This window comes from Bradyrhizobium ferriligni, from assembly GCF_056837965.1.
Window position 1 is genome coordinate 1 of sequence record NZ_JBXEJO010000068.1, and the last position, 13638, is coordinate 13638.

Consider the following 13638-nt stretch of genomic DNA (forward strand, 5'->3'; position numbering starts at 1 on the left):
GAATGATTTCAACTGATTTGGCCGACATGATCATTCTTCCTTTTGCTTCCATGGGTGCATGGCGCACTCCGCGCCTGCGCCCCTGCCCGTCGGCGAGACCGGGGGTAGCAAGTGCCAGGGCGACCCGGGCGGAGGGGTATCTCCCGCCCGATGAGGGCCGCTTCGCGAGAAGCGGGTCTGCACAAGCGCGTCCCAATTCGTCCAAGGTCGGCAAATGAACGAAGCGCGGAAGACCGGGGAGACCGCTCGGGGCGGCGCCGGTATAGCCGGCGCGCTACCCTCGCGCGCGCGAGGGGCGGAGCCCCGTAGCTCTCGACGATGAGAGCGCTGAGCAACCCGGAAGAAGTGAAATCAAGCCAAGAGTGACAAGATCAAAGAGGCAGCCGGCGAGAGGGCAGTGATAGCGACGCGGGCATGCAATGGCCGCGGGCACCGAGGCGACTGCAGTCGCGAGACCGGTTAACAAGGCACCCGAACGCGGGACAGCGATAGCGATGCCGGCATGCAATGACGGCGGGGCCCGCGGGCGAGTGCCTCCGGCGAGCGACACATTATATACTGCGCGAGGGACCGCAACCGGATGGATGGCCGAGACGCAACGCGGCTCGGTTCAGAAGAGCCCGGTGCGGCGATTGCCGCACGCGCCCTGACCACAAACACGATGACCTCGTTCGGCGTCCCTGGGCCTTCTTGCGCGTTTTCTTTCGAATCATTGATTTGTTGGGAACCGCTTCTTCTTCACTCGCCCAAGGCTGCAAGTTTTTCGGCTTCCGCCAACCATCACTGCGAGCGTGCAACATGGAGCGACCAGGTCGCGGCCGCCTATTCGGCTCCAAACCTCAACCGACGGCGCGTTACGACCCGATCAGCGCGAATGGCGGAAGCGATTCACCATCGGTAGGATAAGCGACATCATCGGATGTAAGATCGACGCCCCGGGCTGAATCCCGCGATCTGCAGGTTCTTATCACCGCAGAGCCCTAGAGCGAGGCCTCGTTGCCCGTCTAACCCTTGGGACCTTGCTCGCCGGCTCGCGCAGTCACTGCATTTGTCGCGATATTGGCAAAGAGCAGACACCGGACGAGCACCAACAACACGTACGTCTCACTGGAACCAACCTGGGCGCTCTGCGATTGCCTTGCGGACGTTCATCGGTTCATCTATGAAACGCGTTCGCCAAACTACACCCTCCATCTCCCCAATCTGGGTGGGATTATTCGTTGCTCTCGTGGGCACCGCGCCTTGTGCGCATGCCGCACTCGACCGAGATCAATTGGAACGAGCCGTGACTACTTCCACCATAGGCAGGCGATTGCCGCTCGACGTGCCCCTTGCGAACGAGCTGGATCAGACGCGGTCTCTTCAGGCATGGCTGCAAGCGACTCCCACCGTTTGGGTCAATGCCGATTACACCTGCGCGACGCTTTGCGGGCCGCTGCTGTCGATCGTCTCGAACGCGTTGGCTGATACCGGATTGCGGCCCGGAGCCGATTTCCGGCTAGTGGTGCTCGGCCTTGATCCAAAGGACACGGCTGGCGACGCCCAGGCCATGAAGACCAAGCAGATCACCACCCGCGGTGAAGTCGCGGATCATGCCACATTCTTGCGGGGAACCTCCGCCAGCGTGAACAAACTACTGGCGGCGTTCGGCATCCGGTCGAGCTATGACCGCGAGCGCGACCAGTTCGCTCATCCGGTCGCGGCATTCATGGTCACATCCGAGGGCCGCATCTCGCGCGCGCTATCCGGCATCGCCCTGGATCCCGGTGACCTACGGCTCGGGTTGGTCGAGGCCGGCCGCGGCCACGTCGGCACCTGGTCGGATCAGGCCCACCTGCTCTGCTATGGCTTCGATCCCGCAACAGGCGTCTACACCTTTGCGATCTGGCGGATGTTAACTGGTGCTGTCGTGATCACGATGGCAGCCCTCATCGCGCTGGTGGCGCTTCTGATCCGGCGGGACGCTCGCCCAAGCCTGGCTGAGGCGTCCGTCATTCGCCAACGCCCGGTCGAAAGCCAACCACAGCAGCGCCCCAACGAAAAGCACCGCGGTGAGCAGCATCAGAGCCGTCGTCAGCGGCGCGATATGGTGGATCGCCGGCAGGATCAAAAGAGCTGCCTCGCAACAGCGCATCAGCAAGGTCAGCCCGCAGAGCATTAGAAGCGCACGGGGACTGAATCGAACCCTTGCGCTCAACAGCGCAAAGAAGGGGAGCACGAACTGTCCGAGCGAAAGCGCAACAAGCAGAAACTGCCACCCCTGCTCCGATCGCGCCTGATACCAGGTCACCTCGTCGGGGATATTACCCGACCAGATCACGATGTACTGCATCGCATGAAGGTAGCCCCACAGCAGGATCAGGGAGAGCAGCAATCCGCTATAGCCAGCGCTACGGCCGATCCGGCGTCCCGAAAGCAGGCTGACGCCGAGCACAAAGGCGAAGCCGTTGAGCAGCGCAAAGCTGAGGAAAAGCAGGCCATAGACTGAGGAATGAAAGTCTGGCTCGAGTGACGCCGTCCAGTCGATACCGGCCAGCGATACGGTCAAGACGTAGACGACCAACCCCGCAGATGCCGCGCGCACCATGGCGTCATCGTTGCGCCACGCCCGGCGTAGGCAGAATCCGAAACCGATCCAGAGTCCAAAATAGATCGCGCCACGCAATATGAAGAACCAGGTTGCGAGGTAGTAACTCTTAAATGGCGGCAAGGCGGATGGATCGGCGGCCGCCGGATAGAGCTGCTTGATGAAGAGCAGGATCGGCAGCGACGCCACAGCAATCACCGGCAAAGTTGCCGCTGCCGCGACGAATTGCGGGTAGAGGGCCTCGGTCCAGACGCGACGGACCAGATAGCTCGTCATCCACAGGGCCAGCGCTCCAATCGGGACCGCGCCCCACGTCACCCAGGCCACGAGATAGGCCGCGGCCGTGGCACGGCCATCGACCATAATGCCCGTCGCGAGAGCCAGACCGGCGACGAAGAGAACGATGATCCTGATGTCGCGGCGCGTGCTCATGGCTATCGCGTGAGCTTGGCGCGCGGGTCTGACGGTACATCCTCGATCGAGGCGCGACGGCTGAGCTGCAGGGCGCGGATATAGGCCACGATGGCCCAGCGATCCCGGGGGCCGACGCGCGCGGCGTAGGAGTACATCGCGCCATAGCCGTTGGTGATTACATCGAAGAAGTGCTGGTCGTCGGCCGTCACCAACCGGTCGACATGGTAGCTGGTCGGACGCGGCATCCCGCGATGAACAATGATGCCATTGCCGTCGCCGCCCGCGCCGTGGCACGGCGAGCAGAAGATCGCAAACCGCTGCCGGCCGCGATCAAGCAGCTGGGCGGAAAGCGCGGGCTTGGTCGTTACCGCCTTCTCCCGCGCCGGATCGTCGCGCGCCACGATATTGGCCGGCGGAGGACGCAACACGCTGCCGCGGAACAGCGGCCCGCGGGAATACTCGTTGTATTTCGGTTGCACATCCATGTTCTGGTCGCAGGCCACGAGCAATAACGCGAGTGCGGTGAGCGCCAGTTTGATCATGGTGACACGCGGATCACTGAGGCGGCGCCCACACCGTCGAGGAACGCCGCGGTCTCGCGGTCGTCGAACATCGGATCCTGGCTTTTGACGCAGAGGAAGAAGCGATCCTTGCTGGCGAGGTGGAAACGTGGTGCCGTGAAGACGGGATAGTTGAGCCGCGGCAGGCCGTTCTGCCAGAGCATGGCGACCAGCATGGCGAGTGCCGAGAACAGGATGGTCAGCTCGAAGGTGACTACGGCGAACGCCGATAGCGCATAGAGTGGCCGGCCGCCGACATTGAGGGGATAGTCGTAACTGACGAACATCTGCATCAAGAGCGCTATGCCTGCTCCTGAAAATGCCCCGATCAAGCCGACCAGCGAGATCCATGGGCGCGGAATTTTCAGGACTCGCGCCAGACCCTCGACAGGAAATGGCGTGAACGCGTCGAGCTCGCGATAGCCGGCTGCGCGCGCCCGCCGCGCGGCCGCCAACAATGCTTCCGGGCTCTCGAATTCTCCGAGCATGCCATAGGCACGTTCAGCCATGATGCGCCTCCTCCTTTTCTTCATGGAGGAGCTCCTTGGTCTCGAAAATCGAGATCATCGGAATCAGCCGCACAGCGATCAGGAACGGCACCAGGAATAGGCCGATCGTGCCGAGATAGGTCGACCAATCCCAGAACGTTGGCGTGAACCCGCCCCACGACGACACCAGGAAGTCGCGATAGAGGCTGGTGACCAGGATCATGTCCCGCTCCAGCCACATCCCGATCGCGACCGAGATCGAGATCAGGAGCAGCGCACAGCCGGAGCGCCGAACGCCCCTCCACCACAGCGCCTGCAGCGGCACGAAGTTGAAGAGCACAGCACCCCAATAGGTCCAAGCATAAACGCCGGCAACGCGGCCGAGCAGCGTCCGCATCTCATGCGCCTCGCCCGAGTAGAGTGCATCGAAGACTTCGAACACATAGCCGTAGCCGGTCATCAACCCGGTCGCGAGCAGGACCTTGCCGAGCACATCGAGATGGTCGTCGGTGACCAAGTTTCGCAGCCCGAACCAGGAGCGCAGCGCGACCGCGATGATGGCGACCACGGCAAAGCCTGAAAACGCGGCACCGAGGACGAAATACGGAGGGAAGATCGTCGAATGCCATCCGGGGATCTGCCCGGCCGCAAACAACAGCGACACCTCGCTGTGCACGGATACGACCAAGGGCACGGCGAGCGCCGCGGTCAGGCGATAGGCCTGCGACCAGCGCAGCCAGTGTACCGCAGAGCCGCGCCAGCCGAGCGAGGTGATACCGAAGAAGATCTGCCAGCCGCGCCCGGTTGCGCGGTCCCGCGCGGCGGCGAGGTCCGGGATCAGCCCAGTGTACCAGAACACCAGGGAAACCGTCAGATATGTCAGCACCGCCCAGATGTCCCACTCCAGCGGGCTGCGGAATTGCGGCCAAACGCCCATCGTCGCGGGATACGGAAACATCCAGTAGACGTACCAGGGCCGACCGAGATGCAGGATCGGGTAGATGCCGGCGCAGACCACCGCGAATAGCGTCATGGTCTCGGCGAAGCGGTTGAGCGAATTGCGCCACTCGCTGCCGGTCAGAAGCAGCAGCGCCGAGATCAGCGTGCCGGCATGGCCGATGCCGAGCCACCAGACGTAGTTGTGAATCGCGAACGCCCAGTTGACGGGAATGTTGATGCCCCAGATGCCGACGCCGCGCGTGAACAGCTCGGTCACCGAGATCATCAGCAGCAGAAGCAACGCGCTCGCGAAGGCCATAGCGATCACCCAGCGGCGCTCCGCGGGGAAATGTAGCGGAATGCCGGTGAGCTGGTCGGCGATGCCGCCCATGCTCTGGCGCCGCGGCAGGATCTCGGAGCGATCGCTCATCCCTGCCCGCTCCCCGAACCGTCATCGCGCCAACGCGCCAGATAGGTGGTGCGGGGCCGCGTGCCGAGCTCTTCCAGCAAAACGTAGTGTCGGCCATCGCGCTTCAGCCGCGCCACTTCCGAATTCGGATCCTTGATGTCGCCGAACACGATCGCGCTGGTCGGACAAGCCTGCTGGCAGGCCGTCATGACCTCGCCGTCGCGCAACGGACGGCTCTCCTTGTCGGCCGTGACATGGGCCGCCTCGATACGCTGGACGCAATAGGTGCACTTCTCCATCACGCCGCGCGAGCGCACCGTTACGTCCGGATTGTGTGCCGCCTGCGTCGGGGAATCGGCCGGCGCCCGATAATCGAAGAAGTTGAAACGCCGCACCTTGTATGGGCAATAACTCGAGCACGTCCTGGTGCCGATGCAGCGATTATAGACCATCTGGTTGAGCCCTTCCGGGCTGTGCGTGGTCGCGTGCACCGGACACCCCATCTCGCAGGGTGCGTCCTCGCAATGCATGCAGGGCACCGGCTGGAAATAGCTTTTGGGCTCCTCGATGCTGCCATCGTAGTAACGTGCGATCCGCAGCCAGTGCATCTCGCGGCCGACCTTGACCTGATCGGCACCCACGATCGGAACGTTGTTCTCGGCCGTGCAGGCCGCCACGCAGGCATTGCAGCCGATACAGGCGTCGAGATCGATCACCATGCCCCAGGCGTTCTCCGATGACGCCCATGACGGATAGAAACTCGCTTGCTCCGAGGACGTTGGCTTCGCTAGCTCCCCGGGGCTCACTTCGCGGACGAAATCAAAACCTTCCATGCGGTGATGCAACTGCGTCACCGCGAGCGTTTCGGTCGCGTCGACCTTGCGCAGGCTGCCCTTGGCGAGCCACGGCCAATCCGCTGGCCGCACTTGGTAGGCATCGTAACCAAGTCCATCTCCGACCCGCCCTGCCCGCGTCCGGCCGTAGCCCAGATAGAGTGCGACCGTGTTGCCGGCCTGGCCCGGCATGATACAGGCTGGACCTGTGACGCTGCGGTCACCGATCCGGATCTCCACGTGATCGCCGTTGGCGACCGGAATGCGCTTCGCCAGATCGGGAGCGATCGCGACGACGTTGCTCCAGGTGACTGTCGTGAGGGGCTTCGGCAGTTCCTGCAACCAGCCGACATTGGCGAACCGGCCGTCCCAAACGGTCGGATCGAGCCGAAACACGATGTCGACCGCACCGTCCGCCGACGGTGCGGTGACCGCTCCGCTGACGGCCCTCGCGTCTACAAAGCCTGCGGCCCCCTGAACGAACCCATCATGGAGCGCCTGCTTCCACCGCGTCGAGAACGCGTCGCCGAACGCGACCTGCCAGGTCTGGCGGACGGCGGCATCGGGCGCTGGATCGATCTCGCCGAGCAGCATCGCGATAAACTGATGGATGGTTCTTACGTCGTAGAACGGCACGATCACCGGCTGGATAATGGTCGCCGTCCCGTCGACGGCACGTGCGTCGCTCCAGCTCTCCAGCGCATGTGCCATCGGGAGTTGCCATTCGCAGAGCGCGCCGGTCTCGTCGCGCTGCGAGCCGAGATGCAGCGATGTTCTCACCCGCTGCAACGCCTCCGCCGCCTTGAGCTCGCCGGGCGCGCTGTAAGCCACGTTGCAGTCGATCACGATCAGGGAATGGACTTTTCCAGCGCTCATGTCGGAGACGAGCTCGGCAAGCGTCCCGGCGACGGCTGGGCCAGCGATTGGGGCGGTGAACTTCAATGTCTGCCCGGCATTGCCGAGAGCATCATTGATCCTGGCCGCCCAGATGGCCGCCGCCCGCCCTCCGACCGGGCCGGCGACGATCAAGGACGTGCCACGCGCGTTGCCGCATGCATTGGCTGCGCGCTTGATCCAGTCGCGCTCGCGTTCCGTGATCTCGCCCGCGGCGGCGCCGGAAACGCCAAGCGCATTCGCCAACGCTTCGGCGAGAATGGGCATGCGCGAGGCATCGGCGATCAGCCGGCTTCCCGCGATCGCGCCGGTCGCCGACGGCACGCTCTCCGCCATGAACAGGCGATTGCCCGGACGATCGGCAAAGCGATGCCGGGAGGCTGCCCAACCCCGCGCATTGCGCACCTGATCGAGACCGGGGCCGAGGAAATCATCGTCGAGACTGACAATGACGTCGCATTGCTTCAGCGCATAATGAAGGTGTACGCGCTTTCCATAAGCAGCCATGGCGAGCGATTGCTGCGGAGATTGCGCAGCAGGGACATGGAGATGAACCCGTGCTTTGGGAAATTGCTTCGACAACGCATCGAGCTGCCGCAACAAGGTCGGTGAAGTGATCGGACCGACCAGCAGCCGCAGCCCCTCTCCTCCGTCCTTGCTCCATCCCTCGCGAAGGACGCCGATCGCCGCAACAACGTCTTGCCAACTGACCGGTTCGCCGCGGCGTGTCGGAGCCTGCGCACGGTCGGGATCGTAGAGCCCGAGCACCGCGCTTTGCATGAAGATGTCGCTGCGCCCGCCGGTCACGGGGTGGTCGGGATTACCGTCCAGCTTGGTCGGCCGCCCCGAATAGGTCGTGGCGATCACCGGCTGCGCATAGCCGTCGAGGATGACCGCGGTGGCATAGCGACGCGGTACTCCGATCGTCACATCATCAGGTTGATCGACATAGGGTAGCCCCGCCACGAACGGGCTCTTCTCGCAGCCGGTGAGCCCGGCCAACGCGAAGGAGGCGCCCATCAGCTTGAGAAACTCGCGCCGGGCGGTCGGCGAGAACGTCTGCGCGGCCGGATACTCCGCATCGACGAAGGCCTGCAACGCGGGATCGTCAGACAGTTCCTCGATACCGGACCATTGGCGTGGCCCACCTTCCAGCGGCGCGCCTTGATTGCGGTGCTGTCGAACATTGTGCGTCATCGGTGACACACCGTGCAGTGGGTTAGCTCGCCGAAGCGGATCTTTTCATGTGCCGCGATCGCCTCGCCCCTGGCGCGAGCATCCGTCGGCGGCGTCCACGCCATATCGGTGATGTGCTCCGGCGGCCGCAGCTTCGGCGCGGGATCGCGATGACAATCCAGGCAGAACTCCATCGTGAGCGGCTTGGCACGATAGGTCAGCGCCATCTGATCGATGCGGCCGTGACAATCTGCGCATCCGACGCCCTTGGCGATGTGGATGTCGTGGCGGAAATAAACATAGTCAGGCAGCTTGGCGACCCGCGTCCATTGGATCGGAGTGTGGTGCGCGAGGCTTTGCCTGACCGGTTCCAGCATGGAGGCGTCGGTCCAGATCTGCGAGTGACAGGTCATGCAGGTTTCTGTCGGCGGCAGGCCTGCCTGGGGACCGCTCTCGACATTGCTGTGGCAGTAGCGGCATTCGATCCCGAGCTCGCCCGCGTGGTGACGGTGGCTGAACGGCACCGGCTGCTGCGGGCGGACGTCGGTTGAGGTCATGTAGGCGGACCGTGCAAAGCCAATGATGCCAACCGTGCCACCGGCCATCAGCGAAAGACTTCCGACGAGGAACAGCCGCATCCAGGTATCGGCGGCGGGTGAAAAGAGCTGAGCCATCCGTGGCCGACCAGCTGGCGGGGACTGATCGTCAATCTCGCCCCTGTCGATTGGTTCCTAGCTGAGGAACGCCGTGACCCGTTCCGCATTGACCAGCAGCGCAAGGACCCGGAACATGGTTCAAACGAGCGGCTTCGACTTCGAACGGTCGGACATCGCGATCAACGCCATCGTCTGGATCGCAGCTGGTCTCGGCGCCTTCGTGCTGATCGTTCCGCTCGTCATGCCGCTGATCTTTCCGCAATCGCTGCACCACGCCAGCCCCGTCGCGCGGCCGGCGCTGAGCTCAAACGCTCCTCCACTCGAAATCACGCCATCCGACCAACTCGCGCGCGTGCGCCGTGAGGACGCCGAGATGACTGATACCTATGGCTGGGTCGATCGCGACCGCGGGATCGTGCGCGTGCCGATCAAGCGCGCCACCGAAATGCTGCTGCGAAAGGGCCTGCCGGGATGGCCTACCCCATGATTTGCAACCTTTCCGCCAGGTCGCCGGCGGTGACCTGAGCATGTGGCGCCAGTGGATTCCTTTTTGGCACCCCGGCGTGTCCCCGGCAGGCGGCGACGTCGATCTGCTGTTTGCCGGTCTCTTGATCGCCAGCGCGCTTATGCTGGGACTATTGTTCTTCCTGCTGGCGCTGTTCTGCGTGCGCTATCGCGCCGGCAATGAGGTCGACCGCGAGAACCACGAGGCCAAGAGCTGGTACTGGGAGGTCAGCTGGACTACAGCCTCGCTGCTCAGCTTTCTCGCCCTTTTCGTCTGGGGAGCCAGCGTTTACTTCGAAATCTACCGCCGGCCACCCGATGAGCTGACTGCTTTCGTGGTTGCCAAGCAGTGGATGTGGAAGGTCCAGCATTCCGGCGGTCAATCCGAAATCAATGCGTTGCATATGCCGGTCGAGCGTCCGATCCGGCTGGTGATGGCCTCACAGGACGTCATTCACAGCTTCTTCATTCCCGCACTCCGCCTGAAGCACGACGTCGTTCCCGGCCGCTATCAGGACCTCGAAATCACGGCCCAGAAGACCGGGCATTATCATCTGTTCTGCGCCGAGTATTGCGGCACCGCTCATTCGGGAATGACCGGCGAGGTCGTGGTGATGGAGCGGGCCGATTTTGCTGCTTGGCTCAACAAGCAGGCGCCCACAAGCTCTCTCGCGGACGAAGGCGGCGCGTTGTTCCGGCAGCTCGGATGCAGCGGCTGCCACAGCGTGGGCAGCAAGATCCATGCGCCGCAGCTGGAAGGGATCTACGGACGCCCGGTGCCGCTGTCCGACGGCAGCACTGTGATCGCCGACGACAAATACATCCGCGACTCCATCCTCCTGCCGCGCAGCCAAATCGCAGCGGGTTACGAGCCGCTGATGCCGTCTTTCGAGGGCCAAGTCACCGAGGATCAGCTGCTTCGCCTGGTGCTCTACATCAAATCGCTGAGGCGACAGCCATGACCGAACCCAGTTACCTCACCGCCAACTACACGCTGCGCTCGTGGTTTTTCACCACGGACCACAAGCGGATCGCGATCCTCTATTTCGCATCCCTCACACTGTTCTTCTTCATTGGCGGCGCGGCGGCGACCGCGATGCGGATCGAGCTGGCCACGCCGCAGGCCGATCTCGTCAGCGATGACATCTACAACCGCCTGTTCACCATGCATGGCATCATCATGGTGTGGTTCTTCCTGATCCCGTCAATCCCCAACACGCTTGGCAACTTCATCGTGCCGCTGATGATCGGCGCGCGCGACCTCGCCTTCCCGCGCCTCAACCTCATGAGCTGGTACATCTTCATGCTGGGCGGCAGCGTGACGCTGTTTGCGATCCTGGCCGGCGGCATCGATACCGGCTGGACCTTCTACACCCCGTTCTCGACGCTCTATTCGAATAGCTACGTCATGGTCGCCGCGGCCGGCGTGTTCATTGCAGGTTTCTCGTCGATCCTGACCGGACTGAACTTCATCGTCACCATTCATCGGCTGCGTGCGCCGGGACTGACCTGGTATCGGCTGCCGCTGTTCCTTTGGTCGCTCTACGCGACCTCGGTGATCCTCGTGCTCGCGACGCCGGTTCTTGCGATCACGCTGGTGCTGATTGCGGTCGAGCGGTTCTTCGGAGTGGGCTTCTTCGATCCACGGATCGGCGGCGATCCACTGCTGTTCCAGCATCTGTTCTGGTTCTACTCGCACCCAGCGGTCTACATCATGATCCTGCCCGGCATGGGCGTGATCAACGAACTGATCTCGTGCTTTTCGCGCAAGCAGGTGTTCGGCTACAAGTTCGTCGCCTGGGCCAGCCTTGCGATCGCAGCCCTCGGCTTCCTGGTCTGGGGCCACCACATGTTCGTCACTGGGCAATCGCTGGTCGCTAGCCTCGTGTTTTCGTTCATGAGCTTTTTTGTCGCGGTGCCCTCCGCCATCAAGGTGTTCAACTGGACCGCCACCTTGCATAAGGGCTCGTTGCGGTTCGACGCGCCGATGCTGTACGCGCTGGCCTTCATCGGACTGTTCACGATCGGCGGCCTCACCGGCCTGTTCCTCGCCTGCCTTGCCTTCGACGTGCATGCCACCGACACCTACTTCGTTGTCGCGCATTTCCACTACATCATGGTCGGCGGCATGGTGACCGCCTATTTCGGCGGGCTGCATTACTGGTGGCCGAAGATCACCGGGCGGCTCTATTCGGAATACTGGGCGCGGGCGGCCGCAATCCTGATCTTCCTCGGCTTCAACCTCACCTTCTTCCCGCAATTCATCCTCGGCACCGAGGGCATGCCGCGGCGTTACCACGTCTATCCGCCAGAATTCCAGCTCTGGAACGTGCTGTCGTCCGGCGGGGCCACCATCCTGGCTGCCGCCTACCTTCTGCCGCTGTTCTACCTTGGCTATTCCGTGTTCTTCGGGGCTCATGCGCCCGCCAATCCCTGGGACGCGCCGGGGCTCGAATGGCAGACATCGTCGCCGCCGCCGGAGCACAATTTCGACGTCCAGCCGGTCGTGACGCGCGCGCCCTATCAATATTCCCGCAAGTTCGCGGCGGAGCCGCAGAATGCCTGACAGCCCCGGCGTCGCCCCGCAGTTCGCCTCGGCCAGCCATCGCGACGAGACCGCCGAGCTCGGCATGTGGGTCTTCATCGAGACCGAAGTGCTGCTGTTCGGCGGCCTGCTGCTGGCCTATTTTGTCTACCGGCATAGCTATCCGCAGGGCTTTGCGACCGGGAGCCGCCACACCGAGATCGTGATCGGAACGGCCAATACCGCGATTCTGCTTACCTCGAGTTTCCTGGTCGCCTGGGCCGTCGAGATCTACTCGGCGGAGACGCGAAAATTGACGGCCTGGCTGCTCGCCGGCGCGATCTGCCTCGGGCTTGCCTTCATCGTTCTGAAGGGCATCGAGTATCGCGGCGAGTACGAGCAGCAGCTCGTGCCGGGCGTCGATTTCCAGTTCAAGGGCGACCTCACCAACGGCGTTCAGCTATTCTTCATCTTCTACTTCCTCGCGACGGCGATTCACGCTCTCCACATCATGATCGGCATCGGTCTGTTGGCGGTCCTCGCGCTGCTCTGCCGCAATGCACCTTCGACCCAGCATCGCGCGGCGCTGCACAGCGCGGCGCTGTACTGGCACTTCGTCGACATCGTCTGGATAATCCTGTTCGCGCTGATCTATCTACCGGGAAGGTCGACCGCATGACGCAACACCGCCCCTCTCTGCCGCTGATCGCTGCCTGGCTCGGCCTGCTCGGCCTGCTCGCGCTGACCGTGGCGATGGCCCACGTGCCGCTCGGCGCCGCAAATGCCGTCGTCGCCATCGGGATCGGTATCACCAAGGCGGCAATGGTCGCCGCGATCTTCATGGAGCTGCGGCACCGGGATGCGTTGACCCTGTTGTTTGCTGGCGCCGGCCTGTTCTGGCTAGGTATCCTGCTCTGGCTCGGCCTGATGGATTTTGTGACGCGGACGTGAGTCAATTGGTTCTGGCGTTGAGCGCTGTGGTTCCGCCTTAGCCTGCTCCTCGCTGACCGCCGGGCCCTTGCCCAAGTGGCCAAAATTGGCGTTGCCACGAAAGGGAGGCGCAGTTCGTGGCCCCTGCGATCACCGGATTCGGCTTGATGGCGCCAGTCGGATTCTATGCCTCCTTGATACCGGCGATCCTGGCGCACGATCTTCACATCGAGAATCGTGCCGCCGGCGGCGCGTTACTGTTTGAGCTTGCCATCGTCGTCGCTTTGGTCATCGTGGCGAGGCAGACGCTTGCCAGCCGAACCTCAATGCTGTGGTCGCTCGCGCTGATGATCCCCGCGGCCGCGTCGATCGTCGTCGCGCAGGTTTCCGCATCGCTGTGGGTGATGCTGGCAGCCACCGCCGTCGTGGCGATATCCGCCGGGCTCGGCTATCGCGGCAGTCTCCAGGTTGTCAACCAGATCGCACCGGCGAACGAGCGAGCCACCGTGGTATCGACCTATTTCGTGTGCTGCTTCATCGGCAATGCGCTGCCGGCGATTGGCGGCGGCGCGCTGTGGAGCCTCACCAATGCGACCGTCGCGGATATCGCATTTTCCTGCACCATTGCCGCGTTCGCGGCGCTCGCGCTGATTTTCGGCTTACGCTATCGGCGTTGAGGACGCGCCTCCCGGATAGGAACAGCCGGCCTAAACAACCGTTCAAT

12 protein-coding genes are annotated in these 13638 nt (G+C 63.2%); 6 read left to right on the forward strand and 6 right to left on the reverse strand.

Annotation, left to right across the window (positions count from 1 at the left end; all coding sequences use genetic code 11):
* Positions 1–1894 precede the first annotated feature (1894 nt).
* Genes AC1VNY_RS32235 through AC1VNY_RS32260 form a run of 6 tightly spaced genes read right to left on the reverse strand, consistent with a single transcriptional unit; the run spans position 1895 to position 8974 of the window.
* Positions 1895–3019, reverse strand: coding sequence for a hypothetical protein (locus AC1VNY_RS32235; RefSeq protein ID WP_482408191.1), 1125 nt, complete (start codon positions 3017–3019; stop codon positions 1895–1897).
* A 2-nt stretch (positions 3020–3021) separates the two neighbouring features.
* The gene (locus AC1VNY_RS32240) at positions 3022–3543 is read right to left on the reverse strand and encodes a c-type cytochrome (protein ID WP_482408192.1); all 522 of its coding nucleotides are present in this window, start codon (positions 3541–3543) and stop codon (positions 3022–3024) included.
* Positions 3540–4070 carry a DUF3341 domain-containing protein gene (locus AC1VNY_RS32245; protein ID WP_482408193.1) on the reverse strand — a complete coding sequence of 177 codons (531 nt, stop codon included), beginning with the start codon at positions 4068–4070 and terminating at the stop codon, positions 3540–3542. Before AC1VNY_RS32245 ends, AC1VNY_RS32240 begins: the two co-directional genes overlap by 4 nt.
* A complete protein-coding gene (gene nrfD / locus AC1VNY_RS32250) occupies positions 4063–5418 on the reverse strand; it encodes an NrfD/PsrC family molybdoenzyme membrane anchor subunit (RefSeq protein ID WP_482408194.1) in 1356 nt (451 codons plus the stop codon). The genes AC1VNY_RS32245 and nrfD overlap by 8 nt, the downstream gene beginning before the upstream one ends.
* Complete coding sequence (locus AC1VNY_RS32255) at positions 5415–8321, reverse strand: TAT-variant-translocated molybdopterin oxidoreductase (RefSeq protein ID WP_482408195.1); 2907 nt, start codon at positions 8319–8321, stop codon at positions 5415–5417. Before AC1VNY_RS32255 ends, nrfD begins: the two co-directional genes overlap by 4 nt.
* Positions 8318–8974: a cytochrome c3 family protein gene (locus AC1VNY_RS32260; protein WP_482408196.1), complete on the reverse strand. Its 657-nt coding sequence runs from the start codon at positions 8972–8974 to the stop codon at positions 8318–8320. The genes AC1VNY_RS32255 and AC1VNY_RS32260 overlap by 4 nt, the downstream gene beginning before the upstream one ends.
* A gap of 115 nt (positions 8975–9089) precedes the next feature.
* Here AC1VNY_RS32260 and AC1VNY_RS32265 point away from each other — a divergent pair, with 115 nt between their 5' ends.
* The 6 genes from AC1VNY_RS32265 to AC1VNY_RS32290 all read left to right on the forward strand — a co-directional run bounded on the left by AC1VNY_RS32265 (position 9090) and on the right by AC1VNY_RS32290 (position 13591).
* A complete protein-coding gene (locus tag AC1VNY_RS32265) occupies positions 9090–9443 on the forward strand; it encodes a hypothetical protein (protein WP_482408197.1) in 354 nt (117 codons plus the stop codon).
* Positions 9444–9519: 76 nt separating this feature from the next.
* Positions 9520–10422 carry a cytochrome c oxidase subunit II gene (gene coxB / locus AC1VNY_RS32270; protein WP_482408198.1) on the forward strand — a complete coding sequence of 301 codons (903 nt, stop codon included), beginning with the start codon at positions 9520–9522 and terminating at the stop codon, positions 10420–10422.
* Positions 10419–12026, forward strand: a complete 1608-nt coding sequence (ctaD, locus tag AC1VNY_RS32275; protein WP_482408199.1) for a cytochrome c oxidase subunit I — start codon at positions 10419–10421, stop codon at positions 12024–12026. Before coxB ends, ctaD begins: the two co-directional genes overlap by 4 nt.
* The gene (locus AC1VNY_RS32280) at positions 12019–12663 is read left to right on the forward strand and encodes a cytochrome c oxidase subunit 3 (RefSeq protein WP_482408200.1); all 645 of its coding nucleotides are present in this window, start codon (positions 12019–12021) and stop codon (positions 12661–12663) included. Before ctaD ends, AC1VNY_RS32280 begins: the two co-directional genes overlap by 8 nt.
* On the forward strand, positions 12660–12935 hold the full coding sequence (locus AC1VNY_RS32285) for a cytochrome C oxidase subunit IV family protein (RefSeq protein ID WP_482408201.1): 276 nt from the start codon (positions 12660–12662) through the stop codon (positions 12933–12935). Before AC1VNY_RS32280 ends, AC1VNY_RS32285 begins: the two co-directional genes overlap by 4 nt.
* 116 nt (positions 12936–13051) lie before the next feature.
* Positions 13052–13591 (forward strand): hypothetical protein, encoded by a 540-nt coding sequence (locus AC1VNY_RS32290; protein WP_482408202.1) that lies wholly within the window; start codon positions 13052–13054, stop codon positions 13589–13591.
* Positions 13592–13638 lie beyond the last annotated feature (47 nt).

What these genes read in the sequence shown, in the direction of transcription:
- AC1VNY_RS32235 (WP_482408191.1), bottom strand. Translation starts at nt 3,019, where the DNA reads ATGAGCACGCGCCGCGACATCAGGATCATCGTTCTCTTCGTCGCCGGT.
- AC1VNY_RS32240 (WP_482408192.1), bottom strand. Translation starts at nt 3,543, where the DNA reads ATGATCAAACTGGCGCTCACCGCACTCGCGTTATTGCTCGTGGCCTGC.
- AC1VNY_RS32245 (WP_482408193.1), bottom strand. Translation starts at nt 4,070, where the DNA reads ATGGCTGAACGTGCCTATGGCATGCTCGGAGAATTCGAGAGCCCGGAA.
- nrfD (WP_482408194.1), bottom strand. Translation starts at nt 5,418, where the DNA reads ATGAGCGATCGCTCCGAGATCCTGCCGCGGCGCCAGAGCATGGGCGGC.
- AC1VNY_RS32255 (WP_482408195.1), bottom strand. Translation starts at nt 8,321, where the DNA reads ATGACGCACAATGTTCGACAGCACCGCAATCAAGGCGCGCCGCTGGAA.
- AC1VNY_RS32260 (WP_482408196.1), bottom strand. Translation starts at nt 8,974, where the DNA reads ATGGCTCAGCTCTTTTCACCCGCCGCCGATACCTGGATGCGGCTGTTC.
- AC1VNY_RS32265 (WP_482408197.1), top strand. Translation starts at nt 9,090, where the DNA reads ATGGTTCAAACGAGCGGCTTCGACTTCGAACGGTCGGACATCGCGATC.
- ctaD (WP_482408199.1), top strand. Translation starts at nt 10,419, where the DNA reads ATGACCGAACCCAGTTACCTCACCGCCAACTACACGCTGCGCTCGTGG.
- AC1VNY_RS32280 (WP_482408200.1), top strand. Translation starts at nt 12,019, where the DNA reads ATGCCTGACAGCCCCGGCGTCGCCCCGCAGTTCGCCTCGGCCAGCCAT.
- AC1VNY_RS32285 (WP_482408201.1), top strand. Translation starts at nt 12,660, where the DNA reads ATGACGCAACACCGCCCCTCTCTGCCGCTGATCGCTGCCTGGCTCGGC.